Source organism: Streptomyces justiciae (assembly GCF_015163075.1).
Lineage (GTDB): Bacteria > Actinomycetota > Actinomycetes > Streptomycetales > Streptomycetaceae > Streptomyces > Streptomyces justiciae.
Map to the genome: position 1 here is coordinate 690,559 of NZ_JADDXU010000001.1, position 26,840 is coordinate 717,398.

The 26,840-nt window shown below is 72.3% G+C and carries 25 protein-coding genes; 15 read left to right on the forward strand and 10 right to left on the reverse strand.

Annotated features, from left to right (window positions below; genetic code table 11):
- The first annotated feature begins 68 nt into the window (after nucleotides 1-68).
- Complete coding sequence (locus IQ210_RS03035) at nucleotides 69-512, forward strand: protein-tyrosine phosphatase family protein (RefSeq protein ID WP_194076593.1); 444 nt, start codon at nucleotides 69-71, stop codon at nucleotides 510-512.
- Here the strand turns inward: IQ210_RS03035 and bla are convergent.
- Nucleotides 496-1,317 carry a class A beta-lactamase gene (gene bla / locus IQ210_RS03040; RefSeq protein ID WP_194076596.1) on the reverse strand — a complete coding sequence of 274 codons (822 nt, stop codon included), beginning with the start codon at nucleotides 1,315-1,317 and terminating at the stop codon, nucleotides 496-498. The genes IQ210_RS03035 and bla overlap by 17 nt on opposite strands.
- A gap of 192 nt (nucleotides 1,318-1,509) precedes the next feature.
- Here bla and IQ210_RS03045 point away from each other — a divergent pair, with 192 nt between their 5' ends.
- A complete protein-coding gene (locus tag IQ210_RS03045; protein WP_228046959.1) occupies nucleotides 1,510-2,658 on the forward strand; it encodes an abortive phage infection protein in 1,149 nt (382 codons plus the stop codon).
- Here IQ210_RS03045 and IQ210_RS03050 read toward each other — a convergent pair.
- Nucleotides 2,646-4,118, reverse strand: a complete 1,473-nt coding sequence (locus IQ210_RS03050) for an alpha/beta hydrolase (protein WP_194076600.1) — start codon at nucleotides 4,116-4,118, stop codon at nucleotides 2,646-2,648. The two genes, IQ210_RS03045 and IQ210_RS03050, sit on opposite strands and share 13 nt — an antisense overlap.
- A gap of 204 nt (nucleotides 4,119-4,322) precedes the next feature.
- Between IQ210_RS03050 and IQ210_RS03055 the strand changes: the two genes are divergently transcribed.
- From IQ210_RS03055 to IQ210_RS03080, 6 genes are read left to right on the forward strand one after another with little or no spacing between them, the layout of a single operon-like run.
- A complete protein-coding gene (locus tag IQ210_RS03055; RefSeq protein ID WP_194076602.1) occupies nucleotides 4,323-4,538 on the forward strand; it encodes a hypothetical protein in 216 nt (71 codons plus the stop codon).
- Nucleotides 4,539-4,564: 26 nt separating this feature from the next.
- Nucleotides 4,565-5,188 carry a DUF1266 domain-containing protein gene (locus IQ210_RS03060; RefSeq protein WP_194076604.1) on the forward strand — a complete coding sequence of 208 codons (624 nt, stop codon included), beginning with the start codon at nucleotides 4,565-4,567 and terminating at the stop codon, nucleotides 5,186-5,188.
- Between the two features lie 27 nt (nucleotides 5,189-5,215).
- On the forward strand, nucleotides 5,216-5,962 hold the full coding sequence (gene recO / locus IQ210_RS03065; protein WP_059191671.1) for a DNA repair protein RecO: 747 nt from the start codon (nucleotides 5,216-5,218) through the stop codon (nucleotides 5,960-5,962).
- A gap of 23 nt (nucleotides 5,963-5,985) precedes the next feature.
- Nucleotides 5,986-6,825 carry an isoprenyl transferase gene (locus tag IQ210_RS03070; RefSeq protein ID WP_194076606.1) on the forward strand — a complete coding sequence of 280 codons (840 nt, stop codon included), beginning with the start codon at nucleotides 5,986-5,988 and terminating at the stop codon, nucleotides 6,823-6,825.
- A gap of 60 nt (nucleotides 6,826-6,885) precedes the next feature.
- Nucleotides 6,886-8,229, forward strand: a complete 1,344-nt coding sequence (locus IQ210_RS03075) for a histidine-type phosphatase (protein WP_194076609.1) — start codon at nucleotides 6,886-6,888, stop codon at nucleotides 8,227-8,229.
- 24 nt (nucleotides 8,230-8,253) lie between these two features.
- Nucleotides 8,254-8,787: a YcxB family protein gene (locus tag IQ210_RS03080; RefSeq protein ID WP_194076611.1), complete on the forward strand. Its 534-nt coding sequence runs from the start codon at nucleotides 8,254-8,256 to the stop codon at nucleotides 8,785-8,787.
- A 4-nt stretch (nucleotides 8,788-8,791) separates the two neighbouring features.
- Here IQ210_RS03080 and IQ210_RS03085 read toward each other — a convergent pair whose 3' ends face one another.
- The 4 genes from IQ210_RS03085 to IQ210_RS03100 all read right to left on the reverse strand — a co-directional run bounded on the left by IQ210_RS03085 (nucleotide 8,792) and on the right by IQ210_RS03100 (nucleotide 11,905).
- Nucleotides 8,792-9,211, reverse strand: coding sequence for a Fur family transcriptional regulator (locus tag IQ210_RS03085; RefSeq protein WP_194076613.1), 420 nt, complete (start codon nucleotides 9,209-9,211; stop codon nucleotides 8,792-8,794).
- 62 nt (nucleotides 9,212-9,273) lie between these two features.
- Nucleotides 9,274-10,176, reverse strand: coding sequence for a metal ABC transporter permease (locus tag IQ210_RS03090; RefSeq protein WP_194076616.1), 903 nt, complete (start codon nucleotides 10,174-10,176; stop codon nucleotides 9,274-9,276).
- Nucleotides 10,176-10,949, reverse strand: coding sequence for a metal ABC transporter ATP-binding protein (locus IQ210_RS03095; protein ID WP_194076618.1), 774 nt, complete (start codon nucleotides 10,947-10,949; stop codon nucleotides 10,176-10,178). The genes IQ210_RS03090 and IQ210_RS03095 overlap by 1 nt, the downstream gene beginning before the upstream one ends.
- The gene (locus tag IQ210_RS03100; RefSeq protein ID WP_194076620.1) at nucleotides 10,946-11,905 is read right to left on the reverse strand and encodes a metal ABC transporter substrate-binding protein; all 960 of its coding nucleotides are present in this window, start codon (nucleotides 11,903-11,905) and stop codon (nucleotides 10,946-10,948) included. The genes IQ210_RS03095 and IQ210_RS03100 overlap by 4 nt, the downstream gene beginning before the upstream one ends.
- Nucleotides 11,906-12,060: 155 nt before the next feature.
- Between IQ210_RS03100 and IQ210_RS03105 the strand changes: the two genes are divergently transcribed.
- The 4 genes from IQ210_RS03105 (at nucleotide 12,061) to IQ210_RS03120 (ending at nucleotide 15,841) form a co-directional block, all read left to right on the forward strand.
- Nucleotides 12,061-13,443 carry a glycine--tRNA ligase gene (locus IQ210_RS03105; protein ID WP_194076622.1) on the forward strand — a complete coding sequence of 461 codons (1,383 nt, stop codon included), beginning with the start codon at nucleotides 12,061-12,063 and terminating at the stop codon, nucleotides 13,441-13,443.
- A gap of 82 nt (nucleotides 13,444-13,525) precedes the next feature.
- Nucleotides 13,526-14,140, forward strand: coding sequence for a LysE family translocator (locus tag IQ210_RS03110; RefSeq protein ID WP_194076625.1), 615 nt, complete (start codon nucleotides 13,526-13,528; stop codon nucleotides 14,138-14,140).
- A gap of 73 nt (nucleotides 14,141-14,213) precedes the next feature.
- Nucleotides 14,214-15,227 carry an aldo/keto reductase gene (locus tag IQ210_RS03115; protein ID WP_194076627.1) on the forward strand — a complete coding sequence of 338 codons (1,014 nt, stop codon included), beginning with the start codon at nucleotides 14,214-14,216 and terminating at the stop codon, nucleotides 15,225-15,227.
- Nucleotides 15,228-15,253: 26 nt separating this feature from the next.
- Nucleotides 15,254-15,841 (forward strand): TetR family transcriptional regulator, encoded by a 588-nt coding sequence (locus IQ210_RS03120; protein ID WP_194076629.1) that lies wholly within the window; start codon nucleotides 15,254-15,256, stop codon nucleotides 15,839-15,841.
- A gap of 4 nt (nucleotides 15,842-15,845) precedes the next feature.
- On the opposite strand, the gene IQ210_RS03125 is transcribed toward IQ210_RS03120, so the two are convergent.
- Together IQ210_RS03125 and IQ210_RS03130 are read right to left on the reverse strand one after the other, a co-directional pair.
- Nucleotides 15,846-16,052, reverse strand: a complete 207-nt coding sequence (locus IQ210_RS03125) for a hypothetical protein (protein WP_194076630.1) — start codon at nucleotides 16,050-16,052, stop codon at nucleotides 15,846-15,848.
- An 89-nt stretch (nucleotides 16,053-16,141) separates the two neighbouring features.
- Nucleotides 16,142-17,572: an MFS transporter gene (locus IQ210_RS03130; protein WP_194076631.1), complete on the reverse strand. Its 1,431-nt coding sequence runs from the start codon at nucleotides 17,570-17,572 to the stop codon at nucleotides 16,142-16,144.
- Nucleotides 17,573-17,673: 101 nt separating this feature from the next.
- On the opposite strand from IQ210_RS03130, the gene IQ210_RS03135 reads away from it, so the two are divergent.
- Nucleotides 17,674-18,591 (forward strand): helix-turn-helix transcriptional regulator, encoded by a 918-nt coding sequence (locus IQ210_RS03135; RefSeq protein WP_194076632.1) that lies wholly within the window; start codon nucleotides 17,674-17,676, stop codon nucleotides 18,589-18,591.
- 110 nt (nucleotides 18,592-18,701) lie between these two features.
- On the opposite strand, the gene IQ210_RS48425 is transcribed toward IQ210_RS03135, so the two are convergent.
- Nucleotides 18,702-19,610: a hypothetical protein gene (locus IQ210_RS48425; RefSeq protein ID WP_194076633.1), complete on the reverse strand. Its 909-nt coding sequence runs from the start codon at nucleotides 19,608-19,610 to the stop codon at nucleotides 18,702-18,704.
- 62 nt (nucleotides 19,611-19,672) lie between these two features.
- On the opposite strand from IQ210_RS48425, the gene IQ210_RS03145 reads away from it, so the two are divergent.
- Entirely contained in the window at nucleotides 19,673-24,037 is a 4,365-nt protein-coding gene (locus IQ210_RS03145) for a cation-translocating P-type ATPase (RefSeq protein WP_194076634.1), read from the forward strand.
- Here the strand turns inward: IQ210_RS03145 and IQ210_RS03150 are convergent.
- Nucleotides 24,034-25,479, reverse strand: a complete 1,446-nt coding sequence (locus IQ210_RS03150) for an MFS transporter (RefSeq protein WP_194076635.1) — start codon at nucleotides 25,477-25,479, stop codon at nucleotides 24,034-24,036. The genes IQ210_RS03145 and IQ210_RS03150 overlap by 4 nt on opposite strands.
- 151 nt (nucleotides 25,480-25,630) lie before the next feature.
- On the opposite strand from IQ210_RS03150, the gene dusB reads away from it, so the two are divergent.
- The gene (gene dusB / locus IQ210_RS03155; protein ID WP_194076636.1) at nucleotides 25,631-26,773 is read left to right on the forward strand and encodes a tRNA dihydrouridine synthase DusB; all 1,143 of its coding nucleotides are present in this window, start codon (nucleotides 25,631-25,633) and stop codon (nucleotides 26,771-26,773) included.
- Nucleotides 26,774-26,840: the final 67 nt, after the last annotated feature.

The following is a 26,840-nucleotide window of genomic DNA, read 5'->3' on the forward strand; positions in this document are numbered from 1 at the left end:
TGGATGTGATGCCCTGGGCGGTGGGTGCGCCGCTTCGGGTGGCGCCGCGAGCGGTGGAGGCGGCGGGCATGGCAAGGGCTGAGTGGGGCGACGGCGCGGACGGTGTGCTGCGGCTGCCGTCGGGGAGGCTGGTGCGTGGCCGGGGGCTGCGGCACCCCCTCCCGCCGGGGGCGCCGACCCCGTCGTACGGCCTCTATCTCCTCGGTCACCGGCCACCGGCCGTCCCCTGGGAGTCGCGCTGGCTGCGCTGGCCCGACTTCCGGCTGCCCGCCGATCGCGCGGACGCCCGCGACGCGCTCACCGAAGTGTGGGAGCGGGCCGCGGGCGAGCGCGTCGAGGTCGCCTGCGGGGGCGGACGCGGGCGTACGGGGACGGCGCTGGCGTGTCTGGCCGTACTGGACGGCGTACCGCCCGGCGAGGCCGTCGCGTACGTCCGCGCGCACTACCACCGGGGTGCGGTGGAGACGCCATGGCAGCGGCGCTATGTGCGGCGGTTCAGGCCGGACCGGTGAGGGTGTCCGCCAGCAGGGCCGCCGTGTCGCGGATCAGTACGTCGTCCCGTACGGCGTCCTGCGCGGGCATGGTCGTCAGGACGGCCAGCAGGAGCGGCGTGCCGTCCTCGGTCCAGGCGATGCCGACGTTGTTGTTGGTGCCGTAGGAACCGCCGCCCGTCTTGTCGGCGACCGTCCACGTCGTCGGCAGACCGGCGCGCAGGCGGGTGCCGCTCGTGGTGTTGCTGCGGAGCCAGTGGGTGAGCAGTGCGCGGTCCGGGCCGTCGAGGGCGTCGCCGAGGACCAGTCGGCCGTATGTCCGGCCGATCGCGTACGGGCTCGTCGTGTCCGTGATCCGCCATGGCTCGGCCGAGTTGAGCTCCGTCTCCCAGCGGTCCAGGCGGGTCACCCGGTCGCCCAGGGAGCGGGCGAAGCGGGTGATGGCGGTGGGGCCGCCGAGTTCGCGCAGGAGGAGGTTGCCGGCGCCGTTGTCGCTGAACGTGATGGCCACCTCGGCGAGTTCGGCGACCGTCATGCCGTCGGCGAGGTGCTCCCGCGTCTTGTCGGAGCCCTCCTTCGGCAGGTCGGCGTCCGTGTAGTGGATGCGGCGGGACAGGAACTCGCCGTCGCGGTCGAGGTCGCGCAGCACGGCGGCGGACGCGAGGGTCTTGAAGAGCGAGCACATCGGGAAGAGTTCGTCGGCGCGGTGGCGGACGGTCCGGCCGGTGGCGAGGTTGCGGGCGAACACGCCCAGGCGGGCCCCGTGTCGAGCCTCCAGCTCGCGCAGGCCCTTGGCGGTGGAGGCGTGTGCGGGTGCGCTCGTCATGAGGGCGGCGGCGGTGGCTGTGGCGGCGGTGAGAAGGGTTCGGCGGGCTAAGATCGGGCTCTCCTTCGGTCGGCGGGTGTCAACGATCTCTGCAGTGATCGACGCCGTACGTCATTCCTTGGTTGCGGGGGCGTAGACCTTCGGGGGACGGCGGTGCGGGCGCGGGGTCGCCACAGTGGCCGTATGGACCACATGGACCGTACGGAGAACAGCAAGGGGATCAGCAGGGCGCGGTTCCTGGCGGGGGCGGCGGCGATCGGCGTGGCGGGGGCGGTGCTCCCTGCGGGGTCCGTGGCCGCGACCGGGAAGCACCCGGCCGGCAAGGGGCTGACTCGTCGAGGTGTCGTCTACACCGTCGGTGCGGGGGAGACGCCGGCCACCGCCTGGAGCACCGCCCGGATGCGGCGCGACCTCCGCGCCGTCCGCGACGACCTGCACGCCAACACCGTGGACGTCACCGGCGACGGCGTCGAACGCCTCACCTCGACCGCCGCCGAGGCCGCCGAGCTCGGTCTGCACGTCTGGCTCCAGCCGACCCTCGGTGACGTCCCGGAGCGGGACATCCTCGAACACCTCGCGGAGACGGGCCGGTTCGCGGAGCGGCTGCGGCGGCAGGGGGCGAGCGTCGAGTTCAGCGTGGGCTGCGAGTTCTGGCTGTTCGTGCCCGGGATCATCCCCGGGGACGACGTGTTCGAGCGCATCGCCCACCTCCAGAGCGGGAACCTCGACTGGGCCGCGATGCAGCGCAGGCTGGCCCGCTTCACCGCGAAGGCCGCGCGACTCGGCCGCAGCGTCTTCCACGGCCGCCTCAGCTACGCCTCCGCCCCGGAGATCGACCAGGTCGACTGGGACCTCTTCGACATCGTGGGCGTCGACTACTACTCGTACTTCCCCCGACGCTCCGACTACGTACGGGAGTTGAGGCAGTATCTGCGCCACGGCAAGCCCCTCGCCATCACCGAGTTCGGCACCTGCGCCTACCGTGGCGCCCCGGAGGCGGGCGGCATGGGCTGGGACATCGTCGACCACGGCAAGACGCCGGAGGAGATCAAGGACCCGGTCCCGGTCCGCAGCGAGCGCACCCAAGCCGCCTATCTCACCGACCTGTTGGACGTCTTCGCGTCGATGAACCTCTACGCGGCGATGGTCTTCGAGTTCCTCACCGCGGACGCCCCGCACCGCCCCGGCGACCCGCGCCACGACCTCGACCTGGCGAGCTACGGCATCGCCAAGGCGATCCAGGACCGCCCCGGCGACCCGGACTCGCCCTGGCACTGGGAGCCGAAGGCGGCGTTCCACGCGGTGGCGCGGGCGTACCGCGGGGCGTGTCAGCGGCAGTAGAGGTCGGCGGCGGGGCGCTTGCCCGTGGCCAGGAAGCGGGTCACCGCCGCGTCCCCGCAGGCGTTGCCGTTGTCGAGGTAGGCGTCATGGCCCGTGGAGTTCACGGTCACCATGACCGCCCGCCGCCCGAGCGCCTCACGGAGCTTCAGGGCGCCGCCCACGGGGGTGGCGACGTCCCGTTCGTTCTGCACGAGGAGGACGGTGGAGGGGCCGCGGTCGGTGATCACCGTCGGCGGCTCCTGCGGCGGGTAGGGCCAGGCGGCGCAGACCATCGCGTTGCGGGGCATGCCGGCGGTGAGCGGATACTTGGCCCGGCTCTCCTCGACTCCCTTGCGGTACACGGCCGTTGAGCTCGGCCAGGCCACGTCGTTGCAGAGCGTCCCGGCACCCACGGCGGAGACGTTCTGGAGGACGGCGTCGGGCGGCGACGCCGGCGCGGGCGGCACCGTGCCCTTCTCGGCGGCCAGCATCAGCTGCGCGAGCGCCGGGAAGTCGTCGGGGTCGTAAAGGCTGCTCAGCATGGCCTGGCGCAGCATGTTGCCGTTCAGCTCGGCCGGGTTGGCGCCCGGCCAGGGGAGCGGCTCGCGGTCCAGGCGCGCGGCCAACTCCAGGAACTCGGGGCGCACTTCGGCGGCCGTCTCGGCGACGCGGTACGGGTTGCCGGGCGCGGAAGCCCACTTGGCGAACTCGGGGAAGGTGTCCTCGACGCCCTGCTCGTGCCCGGCGAGCCAGGCGCGGGCGACCCGGGTGGGATCGGGGTCGTCATTGCTGTCCAGCACGAACCGGTCGGTGCGGCCCCGGAACATCTCGGCGTAGACGGCGCCCACGTACGTCCCGTACGACACTCCCCACGCGGAGATCCTCCGCTCGCCCAGCGCGGCCCGCAGCCGGTCCAGGTCGCGGGCCTCGTTACGGGTGCTGAGGTGCTGGAGCAGCTCACCGCCGTTGCGCTCACAGGCGTCGGCCATCCGGTGGGCGGTGGACATGTTCGCGTCCACGGAGCCGTCCGCGGCGGGCCAGGGCCGTGATGCGGTGAGCGCGAGGTCGCGGCGCTCGAGTCCGCAGTCGACGGAGGTGGAGGGCGCGAGCCCGCGCGGCGCGAACCCGATCAGGTCGTAGGCGTCCCGCACCTCCTGCGGCAGCTTCTGCCCTTTCCCGGAAGGGTCGTTGAGACTCGACCCACCGGGCCCGCCCGGGATCAGGAACAGGGCCCCGCGCCGGGCGGCGGGCTTCTCGCTCACGATCCGCGAGACGGCGATCTCGATACTCGGACCACCGGGATCGGCGTAGTCCATGGGCACGTGGAGGGTGGCGCACTGCTGGCGCGGGTCGAGACCGGTGCCCGCGCACTTCTCCCACTCGAGGGCGGGCGCGGCAGACGCGGTGAGGGGCGTGAGAGCCCCGAAGATGATCCCGGAGGCGACGGCGATCTGGACGAGACTCCTGGTCAGCTGCTTCATGCCGACGAGCTTCGCGGATCTTCCCGCCCGCCCCCATCCGGCCAACTGCCTTGTCAGCAGGGGGGTTTACCCCACCGGGTCCCCCAGGGGCCGGTGCCGCGCACAGGTCTCTTCTGTGACGGGAGCAACCGGCGAGTCTAGACGCAACACCCCGCCCGGCAGGCGTGAAGAGTGAAATCCGCGGGTGCGGGGGAGCCACACGATGTGAAGACCCCCGTCGGCAGCCACGTCGTGGACACCCGTACCGGACGGCTCGGCATCGTCATGGGGCACGAAGGCCCCTACCTCCAGCTCAGACCCTACGGCGGCGGCAAGGAGTGGGACGTCGCCCCCGACGCCGTGCGGTACGCGACGCCCGCCGAGCGGCTCAGCGCGGAGACCGCGTACGCCGACGCCCGCAGCCGGGGTGAGGTGCCCTGACGGCACTGTCGTAGGGTGCGGGTCCCATGGGTCTGTGGAGCATACGGAGATGGACGAAGCCGCGGGCGACGAGCCGGTACCGCGTCCCGCTCACCGCGCACCAGCTGTGGATGGTGTCGCTGAGCGCGCCCGTGAGCCGGGACCGGGACGCCTCGCGCGGCACGCTGTACCCGTTCACGCGGATCGACGACGAGCGGGCCCGTGACTGGCTCGCCGAGCAGTGGGGCATCACCACCCGCGACCAGCTGGCCGCCCGCCTCGACGAGCTGCACCGCGCCGGCTACCGGGCCCGCGCCGCCCAGCTCCACGGCGTCTCGCCGCTCGCCTGGGACGCCGCCCTCTACGTCGACATCTCCCGGCGCGGCTTCGGCTGCGGGCTGATCACCGAGGCCGAGGCGTGGACCGCGCTGAAGAACATCGTGCCGTCGGTGGTGTCGACGTACGGCTCCTGGCGTGAGTACGCCGACCACTATCTGCTGGGCCGGCAGGTGTGGCGCGACGACCTCAGGGCCGGCGGCGGCACCGACCTGCCCGCCCCGCAGGCCACCGCCGACGCCCACCTCCGCGCCCTCCTCGACCCCGCCAACCGCGCCAGCCCGTGGAACCAGGCCCCCTGGACCACCATCAGCCATCCCGACCGGGCCCGCTGACCCCTCGACGTACGGGACAATGAACCCATGAGCCTTTTCCGGGACGACGGCATCGTCCTGCGGACGCAGAAGCTCGGAGAAGCGGACCGCATCATCACCCTCCTCACCCGGGGCCACGGGCGCGTGCGGGCCGTCGCGCGCGGGGTGCGGCGGACCAAGTCCAAGTTCGGGGCGCGGCTCGAACCCTTCTCCCATGTCGACGTGCAGTTCTTCGCGCGCGGCAGCGAGCTGATCGGGCGCGGGCTGCCGCTGTGCACGCAGAGCGAGACCATCGCCGCCTACGGCAGCGGGATCGTCTCCGACTACGCCCGCTACACCGCCGGCACCGCGATGCTGGAGACCGCCGAGCGGTTCACGGACCACGAGGGCGAGCCCGCCGTACAGCAGTACCTGCTGCTCGTCGGCGCCCTGCGGACCCTCGCCAACGGGGAGCACGCCCCGCACCTCGTCCTCGACGCCTTCCTGCTGCGCTCCCTCGCCGTCAACGGCTACGCCCCCAGCTTCGGCGACTGTGCCAAATGCGGCCTTCCCGGGCCGAACCGGTTCTTCTCGGTCGGCGCCGGCGGCTCCGTCTGCGTGGACTGCCGGGTGCCCGGCAGCGTCGTACCCTCTCCGCAGACCCTGGAACTCCTCGGCGCGCTGCTTACGGGAGACTGGGGAACAGCGGACGCGTGCGAGCCGCGGTACGTCCGGGAGGGCAGCGGACTGGTCTCCGCCTACCTGCACTGGCATCTGGAACGCGGGCTGCGCTCGCTGCGTTACGTAGAGAAGTAAGCCGGAGAGGAACGAGAAGCAACATGGTCGTACGTGGGATCCTGGGGCGCCAGCGCCGCGATTACAGGACGCCCGAGCCGCACCCCTCCGGCGCCCGCCCGCCGAAGCTCCCCGGCGAGCTCGTCCCGAACCACGTGGCGATCGTCATGGACGGCAACGGCCGCTGGGCGAAGGAGCGCGGGCTGCCCCGCACCGAGGGCCACAAGGTCGGCGCCGAGCGCGTCCTCGACGTCCTCCAGGGCGCCATCGAGATGGGCGTCGGCGCCATCTCGCTGTACGCCTTCTCGACCGAGAACTGGAAGCGCTCGCCCGACGAGGTCCGCTTCCTCATGAACTTCAACCGCGACTTCATCCGCAAGACCCGCGACCAGCTCGACGAGCTCGGCATCCGGGTCCGCTGGGTGGGCCGGATGCCCAAGCTGTGGAAGTCGGTCGCCAAGGAGCTCCAGGTCGCCCAGGAGCAGACCAAGGGCAACGACAAGCTGACGCTGTACTTCTGCATGAACTACGGCGGGCGGGCCGAGATCGCGGACGCCGCGCAGGCCCTCGCGGAGGACGTGAAGGCGGGCCGCCTCGACCCGTCGAAGGTCAATGAGAAGACCCTCGCCAAGTACCTGTACTACCCGGACATGCCGGACGTCGACCTGTTCCTGCGGCCCAGCGGCGAGCAGCGCACCTCCAACTACCTGATCTGGCAGAGCGCGTACGCCGAGATGGTCTTCCAGGACGTCCTGTGGCCCGACTTCGACCGCCGCGACCTGTGGCGGGCCTGCGTCGAGTACGCCTCCCGGGACCGCCGCTTCGGTGGCGCCCTGCCCAACGAGGAGCTGCTCGCGATGGAGGGCAGGCAGGGCACCTCGTAAGCGGCGACATGGCCATTTCGCGGCTACCCCGCGTTCACGGGGGTGGCGCACGATCCGGCCATGAAGGTCACGCACCGCGCCATCCCCGCGTCCCTCGCCCTGGGGACCCTGCTGGTCGCGGCCCTGCCCGCGCAGGCCGCGCACCAGCCCGCCCACGCCACGAGCTACGGCACCAAGGCCACGTACAGCCCGCGGCAGAGCGCGCACACCTACCAGCGCCCGCCCGCCGGCTTCACCCCGGTCTTCACGGAGAACGTCTCCCGGCACGGCTCCCGTGCCGCCTCCGACAGCGAGGACGGCGACCTGATCCTCGCCCTGTGGGACAGGGCCGAGGCCGCGGGCCAACTCACCGGCAAGGGGCGGGAGTTCGGCCCCAAGGTGCGCGCCCTCCAGGCCGCCATGGCGAAGGTCGGCTACGGCAACCTCAGCGGTCGCGGCAAGCAGGAGATGCGGGACACCGCCGCGCGCATGCAGCAGCGGCTGCCCTCCCTCTTCGCGCGGATCGCCGCCGACGGCGAGAAGATCGACGTCGTCAGCTCCGGGCAGGGGCGCGCCATCGACAGTGCGAACGAGTACGCCGGTGAGCTCGCCGCGACCGACCCGGCCCTGAAGCCGCTGATCGGCGCGACCCGCACCGACAAGGACCTGCTCTACTTCCACAAGGCCGCCGGGGGCGCCGCCTACCGCGACTACATCGACAACGACCAGCGGCTCGCCGCCACCCTGACGTCGATCACCGACCAGCCCCGCACCCACGAGGCCGCCCGCAGCGTCCTGCGCCGGCTCTTCACGGCCGCCTTCGTCGAGCAGCTGAGCGCCGCCGACCAGATCGCCGCCGCCGAGGCCGTCTACAACCTCTACGCCATCGCCCCCGCGATGAGCGAGGAGAGCCCGGACGGCAAGGGCTGGGGGATGCAGCGGTACCTCTCCACCACCGACGCCGCCTGGTTCGGCTACCTCTCCGACGCCGAGGACTTCTACGAGAAGGGCCCCGGCTTCGCGGACAGCGACATCACGTACAAGATGGCCGACGTCCTCCTCGACGACTTCTTCAAGCAGGTCGAGGCGAAGAAGGCGGGCACCAGCACGCTCGGTGCCGAACTCCGCTTCTCCCACGCCGAGGAGATCATCCCGCTGGCCGCGCTGATGGGCCTGCCGGGCAGCACGGAGCCGGTCACCGAGCAGGAGCCGTACACGTACGCCACCAACCCGTGGCGGGGCGCCTCGGTCTCGCCGCTCGGCGCGAACATCCAGTGGGACGTCTTCCGCAAGGGCGACCGCTGGCTGGTGCGGATGCTCTACAACGAGAAGGAGACCGCGTTCAAGGCGGGGTGTGAGCCCATCGCGAAGGGCAGCAAGTTCTACGACCTGGACGAGCTGGAGAGGTGCTTCGGCCGTTCGTAGGCCGTGGGCGTACGATCCCGCCTCATGGTCATGAACATGGGGCGGGACGCCGAACAGGGCGTGGTCGAGCTGGCGTACCAGCCGGTCGTCGCGGACTACGCGGCGGCGCTGCGCGAGCGCAGGAGCTTCAACCGGGCGGGGCGGCTCCAGAAGGTGGCGCTCGTACTGATCGCGCTCGCCTGGGCGCTGGACCTCGGGCTCGCCGTGGGCGGCGGGGACACCAACATGTTCCTGCTGATCTGGATGCCCCTGATGGTGGCGCTGCTGTGGTTCCAGCCCTGGTTGACGGCCCGCCAGGTCCTCAAGGCCGCCGCCCGCAACGGCGTCTTCCGGGTGACGGTGTCGGACGCGGGGCTGACGGTGGTCACCGAGCACAGCTCGACCTCGGTGGGCTTCGCGGCCCAGCCGCGCTACCGGGAGACCAAGGAGCTGTTCGTCCTGTACAGCGACGACAAGAACGCCACCTGCTTCACGGTGCTGCCCAAGCGGGGCGTCGCGCACCCCGCGGAGGTGGACCGGCTGCGGGAGATCCTGGACCGGAACCTCACCCGCGTCTGAGCCGTCAGCCGGCGGCCGCCGCCGCGCAGTCGGCGCACGTGCCGAAGATCTCCACCGTGTGCGCCACGTTGACGTAGCCGTGCTCCGCCGCGATGGCCTCGGCCCACTTCTCCACCGCCGGGCCCTCGACCTCCACGGCCTTGCCGCAGACGCGGCAGACGAGGTGGTGGTGATGGTCGCCGGTGGAGCAGCGGCGGTAGACGGACTCGCCGTCCGAGGTGCGCAGGACGTCGACCTCACCGGCGTCGGCGAGGGACTGCAGGGTGCGGTAGACCGTGGTCAGACCGACCGAGTCGCCCTTGTGCTTGAGCATGTCGTGGAGTTCCTGCGCGCTGCGGAACTCGTCGACCTCGTCCAGGGCCGCCGCCACGGCAGCCCGCTGCCGGGTCGAACGGCCCTTCACGGGCGGTCCAGCGGTCGTCACCGGTTGCCTCCTCACACCTACTGCGTCTGCCGGGCCATTGTGCCAGCCCCGACTGTGCGCAGTCAGACGCCGACCTTCCCCTCGCCTGCCCGGCTGGCCGGAATCACACACTCCGCCGGGTCTCCCGCGGCCTGTGCGGCGGCTGCCGCGCGGGCCCTGCGGCGGGCCAGCGGGGTGGCGAGGGCCGTGGTCAGGATGAACGCCGCGATGGTCAGCAGGACGATCGTCGCGCCGGGCGGGACGTCCTGGTAGTACGACGTGACGGTGCCGCTGATGGTGACCGTGACGCCGATGGCGACCGCGATCGCGAAGGTCGCCGCGAAACTGCGGCTGAGCTGCTGCGCCGCCGCCACCGGGACGACCATCAGGGCCGAGACCAGCAGCAGGCCGACCACCCGCATGGCGACCGTGACGGTCACGGCCGCCGTGACCGCGGTGAGCAGGTTCAGGGCGCGCACCGGCAGACCCGTGACCCGCGCGAACTCCTCGTCCTGGCTGACCGCGAAGAGCTGGCGGCGCAGGCCCAGGGTGACCAACACCACGAAGGCCGCCAGCAGACAGATCGCCGTCACGTCCGACTGCGACACCGTCGACAGCGAGCCGAAGAGGTACGAGGTGAGGTTGGCGTTGGAGCCGGTGGGCGCGAGGTTGATGAACATCACGCCGCCGGCCATGCCGCCGTAGAAGAGCATCGCGAGGGCGATGTCGCCGCGGGTCTTGCCGTACCAGCGGATCAGCTCCATGAGCACCGCGCCGAGGACGGAGACGAGGGTCGCCATCCACACCGGGGAGGTGTTCAGCAGGAAGCCGAGGCCGACGCCGGTCATCGCCACGTGGCCGATGCCGTCGCCCATGAGGGCCTGGCGGCGCTGGACGAGGTAGATGCCCACGGCCGGGGCGGTGATGCCGACCAGGACGGCGGCGAGCAGGGCCCGCTGCATGAAGGCGTAGTCGAGGATCTCCATCAGCTCAGCAGTCCCGTGTGGATCGGCTCGTGGGGGTGGACGTGGTCGTGGCCGGGGAGCGCGTGCTGGCCGACCGCCTTCGGGGGCGGTCCGTCGTGCAGGACGCAGCCGTCGCGCAGGACGACCGCCCGGTCGATCAGGGGCTCCAGGGGGCCCAGTTCGTGCAGGACCAGCAGGACGGTCGTGCCGGCCGCGACCTGTTCCTCCAGGGTGTGCGCGAGCACCTCCTGGCTGGCCAGGTCGACGCCCGCCATCGGCTCGTCCATGATCAGCAGTTCGGGTTCGGCGGCGAGCGCGCGGGCGATCAGCACACGCTGGTGCTGGCCGCCGGACAGGGCGTCCACCGAGTCCTTCGCGCGGTCCGCCATGCCGACCAGCTCCAGGGCCCGGCGCACGGCCTCGCGGTCCGCCTTGCGGAGCACGCCGAAGCGGGCGCGGGACAGGCGGCCCGAGGAGACGACCTCGGTGACCGTCGCCGGGACACCGCCCGCGGCCGTCGTGCGCTGCGGGACGTAGCCGACGCGCGCCCAGTCCCGGAACGCCTTGCGGGGCGTGCCGAACAGGCGTATCTCGCCCTCGGCGAGCGGTACTTGGCCGATGATGCTGCGCACGGCCGTCGACTTGCCGGAGCCGTTGGCGCCGAGCAGCGCGACGACCTCACCGCGGTTCACGGTGAGGTCGATGCCGCGCAGCACGGGCCGCGAGCCCAGGTCGGCGCGGACGCCGCGCAGGGAGATGACGGGCTCGGACACGAACTCCTCCGGGTGGGTCATTTGGCGCCTAGCGCGCTCTGCAGCGCCTTGAGGTTGGACTCCATGACCTGGAAGTAGTCGTCGCCCTTGGACTTGGACGTGATGCCCTCGATCGGGTCGAGGACGTCCGTCTTCAGGTTCGCGTCGGAGGCGATGGTCTTCGCGGTCTTGTCGCTGACGAGCGTCTCGTAGAACACGGTGGTGACGCCGTCGGCCTTGGCCATCTTCTCAAGGTCCTTCACCCGGGCCGCGCTCGGCTCCGACTCGGGGTCGAGGCCGTTGATGGCCTCCTCGGTCAGGCCGTAGCGCTCGGCGAGGTAGCCGAAGGCGGCGTGGGTGGTGATGAACACCTTGGTCCTGGTGTTCTTCAGCCCGTCCTCGAACTGGGTGTTGAGGCCGTCGAGCTTCTTCACCAGGGCCGCGGTGTTCTTCTTGTAGTCGGCCGCGTGGTCGGGGTCGGCCTTCTCGAAGGCCTTGCTGACGCCCTCGGCGACCTGGGCGTAGCGCACCGGGTCGAGCCAGATGTGCGGGTCGAGGCCGGACATCTCCTCGTCCTCGTGGTCGTCGTGCTCGGCCGCGTGGCCGCCGACCTCGTTGCCGTGCTTCTCCAGCGTGGTGAGGGAGGCGGCGTCGATCTTGGTCTTGACCTCGGACTGGGCCACCGCGTCGTCGACGGAGGGCTGGAGGTTCTTGAGGTAGAGCACCGCGTCGGACTCCTGGAGCTGCGCGGTCTGCTTGGCGCTGATCTCCAGGTCGTGCGGCTCCTGGCCGGGCTCGGTGAGGCTGGTGACGTTCACGTGGTCCCCGCCGATCTGCTCGGCGAGGTAGGCCATCGGGTAGAACGAGGCGACGACGTCGAACTTGTCCGAGTTGCCGGCGGCCGCGCTGTCACTGGAGCAGGCGGAGAGGGTTCCGAGACCGAGGGCGGTGACGGCCGCGATCGTGATCCCGGATATGTGCTGTCGTCGTACGTTCATGACAGTCATTTTCAACAAATATGGAAACCGTTGTCAACAAACCTGGGTGAGAGGCCGGTGACAGTGGTTGCGGCCCGAACCGATTTGATACCGGGGGTGTCGGCACCAGTAACCTGAGTCATTCGCTGCCGTCCATTCGTCATGAAGAGAGCACCGTGGCCGCCGACAAGATCGACACCATCGTCAGCCTGAGCAAGCGCCGTGGCTTCGTTTTCCCCTGTAGTGAGATCTACGGCGGTCAGCGCGCCGCCTGGGACTACGGACACCTGGGTGTCGAGCTCAAGGAGAACATCAAGCGCCAGTGGTGGCGCTACATGGTGACGTCGCGCGAGGAGGTCGTCGGTATCGACTCGTCCGTGATCCTGGCGCCCGAGGTCTGGGTGGCCTCCGGTCACGTCGCCACCTTCTCGGACCCGCTGACCGAGTGCACCTCCTGCCACAAGCGCTACCGCGCGGACCACCTGGAGGAGGCGTACGAGGAGAAGAAGGGCCGCCTCCCCGAGAACGGCCTCGCCGACATCAACTGCCCGAACTGCGGCACCAAGGGCCAGTTCACCGAGCCCAAGCAGTTCTCGGGTCTGCTCTCCACGCACCTCGGCCCGACCCAGGACTCCGGCTCCGTCGCCTACCTGCGCCCGGAGACCGCCCAGGGCATCTTCATCAACTTCGCCCTGACGCAGACCGCCGCGCGCAAGAAGCCGCCGTTCGGCATCGCGCAGATGGGCAAGTCCTTCCGCAACGAGATCACGCCCGGCAACTTCATCTTCCGCACCCGCGAGTTCGAGCAGATGGAGATGGAGTTCTTCGTCAAGCCGGGCGAGGACGAGAAGTGGCAGGAGTACTGGATGCAGGAGCGGTGGAACTGGTACACCGGCCTGGGTCTGCGTGAAGAGAACATGCGGTGGTACGAGCACCCGCAGGAGAAGCTCTCCCACTACTCCAAGCGCACCGCCGACATCGAGTACCGCTTCCAGTTCGGCGGCAGCGAGTGGGGCGAGCTCGAGGGCGTCGCCAACCGCACCGACTACGACCTCACCGCGCACTCCAAGGCCTCCGGTCAGGACCTCCAGTTCTTCGACCAGGAGGCCGGCGAGCGCTACACCCCGTACGTCATCGAGCCCGCCGCCGGTGTCGGCCGCACCCTGCTGGCGTTCCTGCTCGACGCCTACGTCGAGGACGAGGCGCCCAACGCCAAGGGCAAGCTGGAGAAGCGCACGGTGCTGCGCCTGGACCACCGCATCGCCCCGGTGAAGGTCGCGGTGCTCCCGCTCTCCCGCAACCCCGAGCTGTCCCCGAAGGCCAAGGGGCTCGCCCAGGCGCTGCGGCAGAACTGGAACATCGAGTTCGACGACGCCGGCGCCATCGGCCGCCGCTACCGCCGCCAGGACGAGATCGGTACGCCGTACTGCGTGACGGTCGACTTCGACACGCTGGACGACAACGCCGTGACCGTCCGCGAGCGCGACTCGATGAAGCAGGAGCGCGTCTCCCTCGACCAGATCGAGGGCTACCTGGCCGCCCGCCTCGTCGGCTGCTAGGACGCAAGGCGCCGCATTGGCCCTTGATGCGGGTCCCGTAGTGGACCTGTATCAGGGGCCATTGTGCTTTCAGGGTGGGGACATGAGCCTCGCCTTCCTCCTCACCACCCTCGTCGTGGTCGCCACCCCCGGTACCGGCGTCGTCTACACCCTCGCCGCCGGGCTCTCCCGCGGCCGCCGCGCGAGTGTCGTCGCCGCCTTCGCCTGCACGCTCGGGATCGTGCCGCACGTCCTCGCCACCGTCACCGGCCTCGCCGCGCTGCTCAATGCCAGCGCCGCCGCCTTCCAGGTCCTCAAGTACGCCGGTGTCGCCTATCTGTTGTGGATGGCGTGGGCGAGCCTGCGGGACCGGGACGCGATCACCGTCGAGCGGGATGCCACCGCGCCGTCCTCCGCGGGCCGGGTGATCGTCCGCGGGGTGCTGATCAATCTCCTCAACCCGAAGCTGACGATCTTCTTCTTCGCGTTCCTGCCGCAGTTCGTGAGCGCGGGGGAGCCGCACGCGCTGCCGCGGATGCTGGCGCTGAGCGGCGTCTTCATGCTGGCGACCTTCGTGGTCTTCGCCGCGTACGGGGTACTCGCGGCCTCGGTCCGCCGGCATGTGATCTCCCGGCCGCGGGTGATGGCGTGGCTGCGGCGGAGTTTCGCGGGGTCGTTCGTGCTGCTCGGGGCGAAGCTGGCGACGGCCGAGAGGTGACGGGCGGCGACGGCTGACAAGTGACAGCTGACAGATATTGAAATCTGTCAGCTGTCATGTCAGGCTGGACGGCATGACGACACAGACCCCCCGCACCCTCGGAACCACCGGCCCCCAGGTCTCCCCCCTCGGCCTCGGCTGCATGGGTATGTCCGCGCTGTACGGCCACGCCGACCGCGCCGAGTCGATCGCCACCATCCACGCCGCCCTCGAAGCGGGCGTGACCCTGCTCGACACCGGCGACTTCTACGGCATGGGCCACAACGAGATGCTGATCGGCGAGGCCCTGCGCAGCGCCCCCGCCGCCCGCCGCGAACAGGCGCTGACCAGCGTGAAGTTCGGCGCGCTGCGCGGCCCTGACGGCTCCTGGATCGGCTACGACGGCCGCCCCGCCGCCGTAAAGAACTTCGCCGCCTACTCGCTCCAGCGCCTCGGCGTCGACCACATCGACGTCTACCGGATCGCCCGCCTCGACCCGGACGTCCCCATCGAGGAGACGGTCGGCGCGATCTCCGAACTGATCGAGCAGGGCTACGTCCGTCACGTCGGCCTCAGCGAGGTCGGCGCCGAGACGATCCGCCGGGCCGCCGCCGTCGCGCCGATCGCCGACCTCCAGATCGAGTACTCGCTGATCTCCCGCGGCATCGAGGAGTCGATCCTGCCGACCACCCGTGAGCTGGGCATCTCCGTCACGGCGTACGGCGTGCTGTCCCGCGGGCTGATCTCCGGGCACCTCGGCCGGGACCGGCAGTTCGCCGCCGACGACTTCCGGCAGCACTCGCCCCGCTTCCAGGGCGACAACCTCCGGCACAACCTGGACCTGGTGGAGGCGCTGCGGAAGATCGCCGAGCAGAAGGGCGTCAGCGTCGCGCAGCTCGCCATCGCCTGGGTGCTGTCGCGGGGCGACGACATCGTGCCGCTGATCGGCGCCCGCAGCCGGGAGCGGCTCGCGGAGTCGCTGGGCGCGCTGGACGTCGTCCTGGACGCGGCCGACCTCGCGGTGATCGAGGAGGCCGTGCCGGCGGGCGCCGCGGCGGGCGAGCGCTATGCGGCGGCGCAGATGGCCCACCTCGACAGCGAGCGCTGATACCCGCTCCGGGTACGGTCTCCTCCATGGCCCCGACCAGCGAAACCCTGACCGCCGAGCGCATCCTCGAAGCCACCGAGGAGGTGTTGCGCCGCCACGGCCCCGCGAAGGCGACCGTGGTCGACGTGGCGCGGGCGCTCGGCGTCAGCCACGGCAGCGTCTACCGGCACTTCCGCACCAAGGCGGTGCTGCGGGAGGCGGTGACCAAGCGCTGGCTGGACCGGACGACGGCCGCCCTGTCCGGCGTCGTCACCGAGGACGCCGACCCGGAGGCCCGGCTGCGGGACTGGCTCGCCGCGCTGTTCGCGGCCAAGCGCCGCAAGGCCGGTGACGATCCCGAGCTGTTCGCGACCTACCAGGTCCTGACCGTGGAGAACGGCGAGGCGGTGAGCGCCCATCTCGCGGACCTCACCGGCCAGTTGGCCCGCATCATCGAGGACGGCGTCGACGCCGGCGTCTTCACCGCCCCCGACCCCGAGGCCACGGCCCGCGCCGTCTTCCACGCCACCGGCCGCTTCCACGACCCCGGTTACGCCGCCGCCTGGCAACGCCACGACATCCAGGCCGAGTTCGAGGCGGTCGTGGAGCTGCTGGTGCGAGGCCTGCGGGCCTGAGGGGTCAGTCGTCCTTGGGGTTCACCGTCGCCTGGTGGGCCTCCGCCAGATGTTCCTCCGCCTTCAGCCAGGGCAGGAACTGCGCGGCCTTTTTCCAGCCGCAGGTGTCGCATCTGATCGTGCGCTGGGGGCCTTTGCGCAGCACCTGGACGACGTGCTCCCGCCCGTGCTGGTCCCAGCGGCTCACCTTGCTCGTGTTGGTCTGCAGCATCAGGCATCGCCTCCGGTGAGGCAGTGTGCAGCAAGAACAACATCAACAGGGGTTTCTTCACGGTGAGTTCGCTGAACCGTGAACAGTCCTCACCCGATGGTCCGCGGCAGACGCAGGCTCAGCAGGCCGGTCAGGGCCACGCCCGCCAGCTGGGCGAGGAGCGTGGTGATCAGGGCGTCGCGCATGCCCAGGGTGGGGATCAGGGAGAGGAACAGGGTGCCCAGGGTGGCCACGCCCAGGGCCAGCGAGGACTGCTGGGTGGTGATCATCACGCCGCTGCCCACGCCAGCCCGGGCCTGCGGCACCTCCGAGAGGACGATGCGGAAGATCACGGGGAGTTGGAGGGCCTGGCCCGCGCCCGCGATCGCCGCGCCCGGCAGCAGTTCGACGAGGCCGAGGTCCGGCCAGGAGCGCCAGGCCGCGAGGGCCATCAGGGCCACCCCCACCGCCTGGACCGCCGCACCGGCGGTGACGACCCGCGTGCCGTACTTCGCGACCAGCCGCGGACCCGCGAGCGAGACGAAGAAGAACACCACCGCCATGGGCGCGAGCGCGAGCCCGGCCTTCACCGGCCCCAGCCCGGCGCCGCGCTGCAACGCCACCGCGATCACGAACATGAAGCCGCTGAACCCGATCGAGAACGGCACGATCATCACGAGCCCGCGCCGCAGCGACACCAGCCGGAACAGGCTCGGCGGGACCAGGGGCGTACGGCCGCGCCGGTCCGCCCCGCGCTCCACCGCCCAGAACGCCGCCGCCGCGAACGGGAACGCCGCCAGCGACAGCCACGTCCACAGCGGCCAGCCCGCCGCCCGGCCCTCGGTCAGCGGGGCCAGCAGGGTGAGCAGGGAGACCCCCAGCAGGACCGTGCCGGGGCCGTCCACCGGCTCCGGGTGCGGGGAGCGGGTCTCCGGTACGGCACGGGCGGCGAGGACCAGGCCGAGGACGACGACCGGGACGTTGACGAGGAAGACCGAGCGCCAGCCGGTGCCCGCGATGTCCGCGGCGACCAGGACCCCGCCGAGGATCTGGCCCGCCACCATGGACAGGCCCGCCGTGGCGCCGTACAGCCCCATCGCCTTCGCGCGGCGCTGGCCGCTCGTCGCCGCCTGGATGGTGGCCAGCACCTGCGGCAGCATCGCGGCCGACGCGGCGCCCTGCGCGACCCGGGCCGCGACCAGCGTCCACGCGGTCGGTGCGAGCCCGCAGGCCAGCGAGGTCAGGCCGAAGGCCGCCATGCCGCCGAGGAAGAGCCGGCGCCGGCCGAAGAGATCGCCGAGCCGGCCGCCCAGGACGAGCAGCACGGCGTACGCCAACCCGTAACCGGACACGACGAGTTCGAGGACCGACTCGCTCGCCGACAGGTCCCGGCCGATCGTGGGCAGGGCGACGTTGACGATGAAGAAGTCGATGAGGGGCAGTGCCGCGCCGAGCAGCACCGTGAAGAGACCGAGGCCGCCGAGCACGGGTGGTGCGTCGGAGGTTCGCAGGTGACGTGGGGTGATGGTTTCGGTGGTCACGTACTCCAGCGTCCGCCGCGCCTCAGACTGGTACCAGAGTGTCTTTATCCTGGTAGAAGGAGTATCTGGAAACAGGGTCCGCCCGGCGGCAGGCTGGAGGCATGACGACGATGGCCGAGGTGACGACGACGGCCCCCGCGAGCTCCGGTGCGACGTGTGCCGCGGAGGTGCGGCGGCATGAGCTCGCCGCGTTCCTGCGGCACCGGCGTGAGCACATCAGCCCCGAGCAGGTCGGCCTGCCCCGGGGGCGCCGGCGCCGCACGCCAGGCCTGCGGCGCGAGGAGGTCGCGCATCTCTCCGCGGTCGGCGTCACCTGGTACACGTGGCTGGAGCAGGCGCGGGACATCCAGGTCTCGGTGCAGGTCCTGGACGCGCTGGCCCGCACGCTGCTGCTGGACCCCAGCGAGCGCGGCCACCTCTTCCAGCTGGCCGGGGCGGTCGACCCGACGCCGGCGACCACGTGCCCGTCCATCACCCCCGCGATCCAACGCGTCCTGGAGCAGCTGGAGCCCATCCCGGCGTGCGTACAGAACAGCCGGTACGACATCCTCGCCTACAACCGCACGTACGGGCTGCTGCTCTGCGACCTCGACGCGGTGCCGGCGGAGGACCGCAACTGCCTGATCCTCTCCTACACGCACGAGCCGTGGCGGTCCTCGATCGTGCACCTGGAGCAGACCCAGCGCCTCATGGCCGCCCGCTTCCGCGCCACGATGGCCGGGCACCTCGGTGAGCCGGCCTGGAAGATGCTCCTCCAGCGCCTGCGCACCGAGTCCCCGGAGTTTTGCGAGGCCTGGGACCGGCATGAGGTGGGCGCCCATCGAGGCAAGCGCAAGGAGTTCCTGAACCGGTACGTGGGGCGGGTCGCGGTCGATCACACCGACATGTGGCTGGGGCCGGAGGCGGGGCCGCGGATGGTGACGTACGTGCCGGCGGACGAGGAGTCCAAGGAGCGGCTGGAACGGCTGCACGCGATCGCCCTGGAACGGACACCGGTGAACCACGCTCCGCGGGGATGACCTGCCGTGGGGCGGGAACCCGGATGATCCGGAACGAACCCCCACAGGCGAAGGTCGGCGGAACGGCGATGGCTGAGCAGAACACGACGAACACGACGACTCCGGCAGATTCAACGGGCTCGACGCTGGGTGTCCCACAGCCACTGAGGACGGCGGCGTCCGCGCTGGGGAGGGTGCCTGGGGCCGGGTTGGTGGGCCGGGCGGCTGGTGAAGTGCGGGATGGCGTGCGGGGTGGCGCCGGGGTGGTCGGCCGGGCTGCCGGTGAGGGTGCCGATGCGGCGAGCCGGGCGGTCGGCGGCGGTGCCGGCGTGGTGGGCCGGGCGGCCGGTGGGATACGGGAAGGTGTCGGGGTGGTCGGCCGGGCTGCCGGTGAGGGTGCCGATGCGGCGAGCCGGGCGGTCGGCGGCGGTGCCGGCGTGGTGGGCCGGGCGGCCGGTGGGATACGGGAAGGTGTCGGGGTGGTGGGCCGGACGGCCGGTGATGGTGCCGGTGCGGTGGGCCGGGCGGCTGACGGGGTGCGGGATGGCGTGCGGGGTGGCATCGGGGCGGTCGGCCGGGCCGCCGGTGGGGTGCGGGAAGGCGTCGCCGTGGTCGGCCGGGCTGCCGGTGGGGTGCTGGACCGGGTCGGGGCTGTGTCGCCGCGTGGGCGGCGGATCGCCGTTTACACCGGGGCCGGGGTGCTCGGCGTCGCGGGGGTCGTGGAGTGGCCGGTCGCGATCACGGGCGCGGCGGTGGCGTGGCTGACGCAGCCGCGGTCGCCGGAGCGGGTGGAAGAGGCCGAGCAGACCCCGCAGACCGCGCAGGCCGAGCAGGCCCCGCAGACCGCGCAGGCCTGGCAGGCCCCGCAGACCGCGCAGACCGCGCAGACCGCGCAGACCGCGCAGGCCCCGCAGAGCGCGCAGGCCGAGTCCGTCGACACGGGTGGCCGTGGAGTCGGTGACGTCCCCACCCCGAAGGTGATGGCGTCGACCGGCGGGGCCGCTCGCGCCGACACTCCCTCCGCCAAGCTCCCCACCCACCGGACGACTTCACCCGGACGTGCGGGCACGGCGTCCCGCGCCACCGACTGAGGGCCTGTGCAATGCCTGGCACTCCTCTGACGACCCCCGCGGCAGCCGCCGCCCGCCTTCTCCTGACCGGACCCCGCCTCGTCGCCCGCGGCACCCCCACCGCCGTGGGCGCCGCCGCCGGCGCGCTGGCCGGCACGGCCCGGGCCGGAGTACGCGCGGCGGACTTCACCACCCGAGCGGCCAGAACCGCCCGCGCGGCCCTCCCGGGCGCCCCGCACGACTGGCGAGCGGGCCCACGGGCCCATGTCACGCTACGCGAGGCAGAGCCACACCCGGCGCCTACCGAGGAGCCGAGGCCCACCGTCGAACCGCCCCCCACCACCCCCCGCCCCCCACACCACCCCACCGAACACCGCGCCCATCGCCTCGCTGCCGCCCTCCTGGAGCACCCCGACGTTGCCCTCGCCTACTGGGACCGTGGGCTCGGGCGGCTCGTGGTGACCGCTGCTGAGGGGGTGGCGGGGGACGTGGTCGTCGAGCGGGTGGGGGCGATGGCCGGGCGGTACGGGCTGGTGCCCGGTGACGGGGACGTGGAGGAGTTCGCGCATCCGGGGGATCCGGGGGCCGTGCGGACCGCCGCCGTCGCGCTCGGGGCCGATGTGGTGGGGGTCGTGGCCGCTGTCGGCGGGTCCCTGCTGCGGTTGCCGGCCTCGCCTCGGATCGTCACCGCCGGGGTCACGCTGGTCCGGGAGAACCCTCGGGTCCGGGCGTGGCTGCGTGGTCGGCTCGGCAGCGGTCGGATGGAGGTCGTCCTCGCCGCGGCGAACGCCCTCGCGCACGGTGCCGGACACAGCCCGGCCTCCCTGGTCCTCGACGGAGCCCTGCGCGTCTGCCAGTTGAGCGAGGCCATCGCGCGGACGGCCCAGTTCGAGACCGTGCACGACCGGCTCTGCGTCCCGGAACGGGACAGCGTGCCCGCGGACCCGGCCGCCCGCCCCCCGCTGCGCACCTCGCCCGCCCAGGAGTACGCCGCCCACGCCTCCCTCGGCAGCGTCACCGGCGCCCTCGCCGCGCTGCTCGTCAAGCACGACATCACCGAGGCCGCCGAGGCGGTCCTCGCGGGCTCGCCCAAGGCCGCCCGCTACGGCCCCGCCGCCTTCCACGCCGTCCTCGGCACCGCACTGGCCCGCACCGGCGTGCTCGTGCGCGCCCCCGAGCGGCTGCGGCAACTGGAGACCGCCGGCACGATCGTCCTGCACCCCAGCGCCCTCAAGACTCCCGACGCGGGCGCCGACCCCTGGGCGGAGGCCGTCCTGGACGCGGCACGGCGGGCCGGCCTGCGGGTCGTCGTCGTGGACGACCCCGCCCTCGCCGAGTTCACCGGCCTCGCCGACCGGGTCGTACCCGCCGACCGGTCCCTGAGCGAGGTCGTGCGCGAGCTCAGCGGCGACGACGAGGACGACGAGGACGGCGGCGGTGTCGTGACCGTGGCCCGGCCGCAGGACGAGGACACCGTCGCCGGGCTGCTCGCCGGGGACGTCGCCGTCGCCCTCGCCGACGGCGACGGCTGTGTCGCCTGGGGCGCCGACGTCCTCGCCCCGCACGGCCTGCCCGACGTCTGGCGGCTGCTGACCGCCGTACCCCCGGCCCGCGCGGTCGGCCGCCGCGCCCAGACCCTGGCCCGGTCCGGCGCCGCCCTGTCCGGACTGCTCGTCGCCGTCGGCGAGTCGGGCCGGGGCCGCCGCCGTACGGCGCTGCCCGGACTGCGGCACGCGCCCGTCGACGCCGCCGCGGCCGCCGCCCTGCTGTCCGGCGCCCGCGCCGCCCTCGGCGTCGCCGCCGCCCGCCCCCCGCACCCCCGGCCCCGGGTGCCCTGGCACGCCCTCGGCCCGGACGCCGTACAGGACCGGCTGGAGCGGGAGGCACCACCCGAGCCGACCCTCGCCGAGCAGACGTCCACCGCCGTCCGCACGGCCGCCGACACCGTCGTACGACTGCCCCCGCTGGCCCCTGCCCGGTGGTCGTTGCAGCTCGCGCGTGCCGTGCGCGGTGAGCTGGACGACCCGCTCACGCCCGTGCTCGCGGTCGGGTCGGCCGCGTCGGCGATCCTCGGGTCCGCCGTGGACGCGCTGCTCGTCGTCGGCGCGCTCGACCTCAACGCCCTCGTCGGCGGCGTCCAGCGGCTGCGGGCCGAGCGCGCGCTGTCCGGGCTGCTCGCCCAGCAGAAGCAGAAGGCCCGGGTGACCGGCGACCGCAAGCCCCATGTCGTCGACGCCGCCCGGCTGGACCCCGGTGACGTCATCGAGCTCAAGGTGGACGACGTCGTCCCCGCCGACGCCCGCCTGCTGTGGGAGGACGGTCTGGAGGTCGACGAGTCCGCGCTGACCGGCGAGTCCCTGCCGGTGGACAAGTGCACCGACCCGACCCCACGCGCCCCCGTCGCCGAACGGCACTGCATGGTCTTCGAGGGCACGACCGTCGTCGCCGGACAGGCCCGCGCGGTCGTCGTGGACACCGGCGACCGCACCGAGGCCGCCCGGGCCGTCGCCCTCGCCGCCCGCACCCCGCCCGCCGCCGGCGTCCAGGCCCGGCTCCAGGAACTCACCCGCAAGGCACTGCCGTTGACCATGGCGGGCGGCGCCGCGGTCACCGGCCTCGCCCTCCTGCGCGGCACACCGCTGAAGCAGGCGGTGAGCGGCGGCGTCGCGGTCGCCGTCGCCGCCGTACCCGAGGGGCTGCCGCTCGTCGCCACCGTCGCCCAGCTGGCCGCCGCCCGCCGCCTCAGCGCGCACGGCGTCCTCGTCCGCGCCCCGCGCACCCTGGAGGCGGTGGGCCGCATGGACACCGTCTGCTTCGACAAGACCGGCACCCTCACCGAGAACCGGCTGCGGCTCGTCCGCGTCACCGCCCCCGACGGCACCGTCCGCCGCCCCGACGAACCGGACGCGGCCCCTGTCCTGCGCACCGCCGCCCGCGCCTGCCCCGGCACGAACGGCGAGCACGCCACCGACGACGCGATCCTGGACGCGGCGGGACCCGACCCCGACTGGACCCAGACCGAGGGCCTCGCCTTCGAGGCCGCCCGCGGCTATGCCGCCGCGGTGGGGCACGCCGGCGACGGCTCGCAGGTCCTGGTGGTCAAGGGTGCCCCCGAGACGGTGCTGCCCGTCTGCACCGGGCCGGCGGACCCCGGGGAAACGGCCCAGTCCCTCGCCCGGGACGGGCTCCGCGTGCTGGCGGTGGCCTCGCGCCCGCTGCACGAGGGCGAGGAACCGGCGGACCTACTCGAACAGCCCCTCGACAGCCTGGAAGACCTTGAGTTCACGGGACTCCTGGGCCTGGCCGACGTACCCCGCGCGACCTCTCCCGCCCTCGTCCACGGATTGCGAGAGGCAGGTGTACGACCCGTCGTGCTGACCGGCGACCACCCGCAGACCGCCCGCGCGATCGCCACCGAGCTGGGCTGGCCGGACGACGCCACCGTGGTCACCGGCGACGAACTCGCCGCCGCCGACCGCTCCCGCCGGTCCCGGATGCTGCGCGACGCCGACATCGTCGCCCGCGTCGCGCCTGAGCAGAAACTCCAGGTCGTCGAGGCCCTCCGGGATGCCGGCCGGGTCGTCGGCATGGTCGGCGACGGCGCCAACGACGCCGCCGCGATCCGCGCCGCCGACGTCGGCGTCGGCATCAACGCCCGCGGCTCCGCCGCCGCCCGCAACGCCGCCGACCTCGTGGTGACCGGCGACGACCTCTCCGTCCTCACCGAGGCCGTCCGCGAGGGCCGCGCCCTGTGGCACGGCGTCGCCGACGCCATCGCCATCCTCATCGGCGGCAACGCGGGCGAGGTGAGCTTCGGCATCCTCGGCACGCTCCTCTCCGGCGCCGCGCCCCTGTCCACCCGCCAGATGCTGCTGGTGAACCTCTTCACCGACCTGTTCCCGGCGATGGCGGTGGCGGTGACCCCGGTGGAGGCGACTGACGACGGCCCCCTGGGCACGGCGATGCTGGGCGCCCCCCTCACCCACCAGATCCGCCGCCGCGCCGCGACCACCTGCCTCGGCGCCACCGCGGCCTGGCTCTTCGGCCGCTTCACCCCGGGCACGGCCCGACGCTCGACGACGATGGCCCTGTGCGCGGTGGTGGGCACACAACTGGCCCAGACCCTGGCGGACCGCAGGGGCAACACCCTGGTGAGGGTGACGTCCCTGGGTTCGTTCCTGGTCCTGGCAGCAGTCGTGGAGACACCGGGCGTGAGCCAGCTCTTCGGCTGCACACCGCTGGGCCCGGTGGCATGGGCGGGGGTGGGGGCGGCGATAGGACTGGCGTTGGTTGTTCAGGGTGCGTCGGGGTCACGCCCCTCAGGGGCGCGGGGAACTGCGCGATCAACCACGCACGACCAGCACCCGCAAACCGATCCGCACCCCAACGGCGCCTAGGCGGAAACCCCCACAGCCTCCCGCACCTCAGCAGAAGCCAACCGCTCAGCCACCCGCTCCGCACTACGCCGAGCCCGCACCCCACTGCTCAACGCCCCCAGCACCAGCACCGCGAACCCACACCCGGCAAGAATCCACCACCCCGGCCCGGCGGCAGCCACGAACGCGTCCTGGTACGACGACGACCCCACGCCGGCGGCAAGCACCGCACCGATCACCGCGACCCCCAGCGTCTGCCCCAACTGCCGGCTCGTCGAAGCGACCGCCGCCGCCACCCCCGCCTGCGCACGCGGCATCCCGGACACCGCCGTGTTGGTGATCGGCGCGTTCACGAACCCGAAGCCGACGCCGAACAGGACGTATCCGATGAACAGCGTGACGTTCGAGGTCTCCGCGTCGAACGCCGCGAACATCACCCCGCTCGCCGTCATCGCGAACCCGGCGATCAGCAGCGGCACGCGGGGCCCCCGGGTGCCGACCAGCCGCCCGGACAGCGGCGCGCACAGGAACGTCGGCACCGCCATCGGCAGCATCCACAGCCCGGCGTGCAGCGCGTCCAGCCCCCGGACGTTCTGCAGATACAGCGTCGACAGGAACAGGAACCCGCCCAGCGCCGCGAACGCGCTGATCGCGATCACCGTCGCCCCGCTGAACGGCACCGACCGGAAGAACCGCAGATCGATGAGGGGCTCCTCGCGCCGCGGCTCGTACCAGAGGATGCCGAGCAGCGCGGCCAGCGCCAGCGCGGCGTACGGCAGCGTCGAGGTGAACCCGGCGTTCGGGGCCTCGATGATCGCGTACGTCAGCGAGCCGAACAGCACGATCACCAGGAACTGGCCGAGCGGGTCGGGGCGCTTGGCCTTGGGGGCGCGGGACTCGGGGACGTAGCGGAGGGTGAGGAGGAGGGCGGCGAGGCCGACCGGGAGGTTGATCCAGAAGATCGAGCGCCAGCCGACGGAGTCCACAAGCAGGCCGCCGACCAGCGGCCCCGCGGCCATCGAGATGCCCACCACCGCGCCCCACGCGCCGATCGCGCGGGCGCGCTCGCGCGGGTCCGTGAAGGTGTTGGTGATGATCGACATCGCGACCGGGTTGAGCATCGAGCCGCCGACCGCCTGCACCATGCGGAAGGCGACGAGCGCCTCCAGGTTCGGGGCGAGGGAGCACAGCACCGAGCCGACCGTGAACACGACCAGGCCCGCCATGAAGACCCGCTTGCGGCCGATCCGGTCGGCGGTCGACCCGGCCAGCATCAGCATCGCGGCCAGGACGAGCGTGTAGGCGTCGATCGTCCACTGCAGGCCCGACGTGGTGGCGTCGAGGTCGTGCTGCATGGACGGCAGGGCGACGTTCAGAACCGTGTTGTCGAGGCTCACGATCAGCAGGCTCATGCAGCAGATCGCGAGGACGAGGAGGCGCCGGCGATGGCTGAGCTCGGGCATGCGGTCCAGCGTACGCCGATTTCGATAGTGCGTCTAACTAATGGTCGTTACATGATCGAGTGAGGCTCTGGTGGGGCGCGAGTGGGGATCGAGTCGGGTGCGAGCGGGAATCGAGCGGAGGGCACTTGTCGTCGTACGCGACAATGGGGGAATGTCCACGACCGCCGCGCCCCTCCAGATCGGGCCGCACACCGTTCAGCCGCCCGTCGTCCTGGCCCCCATGGCCGGGATCACCAACGCGCCGTTCCGCACCCTGTGCCGGGAGTTCAGCGGGGGCAAGGGGCTGTTCGTGAGCGAGATGATCACGACGAGGGCGCTGGTCGAGCGCAACGAGAAGACCATGCAGCTGATCCACTTCGACGAGAGTGAGAAGCCGCGCTCGATCCAGCTGTACGGCGTCGACCCCGCGACCGTCGGCAAGGCCGTCCGCATGATCGCGGAGGAGGGGCTCGCCGATCACATCGACCTCAACTTCGGGTGCCCGGTGCCGAAGGTGACGCGCAAGGGCGGCGGGTCGGCGCTGCCGTACAAGCGGCCGCTCCTGCGGGCGATCCTGCGCGAGGCGGTGACGGGGGCGGGCGATCTGCCGGTCACGATGAAGATGCGCAAGGGCATCGACGACGACCACATCACGTATCTCGACGCCGGGCGGATCGCGGTCGAGGAGGGTGTGACGGCGATCGCGCTGCACGGGCGTACGGCGGCGCAGCACTACGGCGGTACGGCCGACTGGGACGCCATCGCGCGTCTGAAGGAACACGTGCCGGAGATCCCGGTGCTGGGGAACGGCGACATCTGGTCGGCGGAGGACGCGCTGCGGATGGTGCGCGAGACCGGCTGCGACGGTGTGGTCGTGGGCCGTGGGTGCCTGGGGCGGCCGTGGCTGTTCGCGGACCTGGTGGCGGCGTTCGAGGGGCGTACGGAGGACATCGCGCGTCCGTCGCTGCGCGAGGTCGCCGACATCATGGTCCGCCACGCGCGGTTGCTGGGGGAGTGGATCGGCGACGAGGCCAAGGGTGTTGTCGACTTCCGCAAGCATGTCGCCTGGTATCTGAAGGGCTTCGCGGTCGGCAGCGAGATGCGCAAGCGGCTGGCGATCACGTCGTCGCTGGAGGAACTGCGGGCCGGGCTGGACGAGTTGGACCTGGAGCAGGCGTGGCCGGTGGGGGCCGATGGTCCTCGGGGGCGTACGTCGGGGAACAACCGGGTCGTCCTGCCGGACGGTTGGCTGAAGGACCCGTACGACTGCGCGGGCGTGAGCGAGGACGCGGAGCTGGATACCTCCGGCGGCTGAGTGGCTGGGTGCCGGGTCGTGTCGTGCGCGGTTCGGTTGGGTGGGGGTCGGGGCCGCGCCGGGGGGT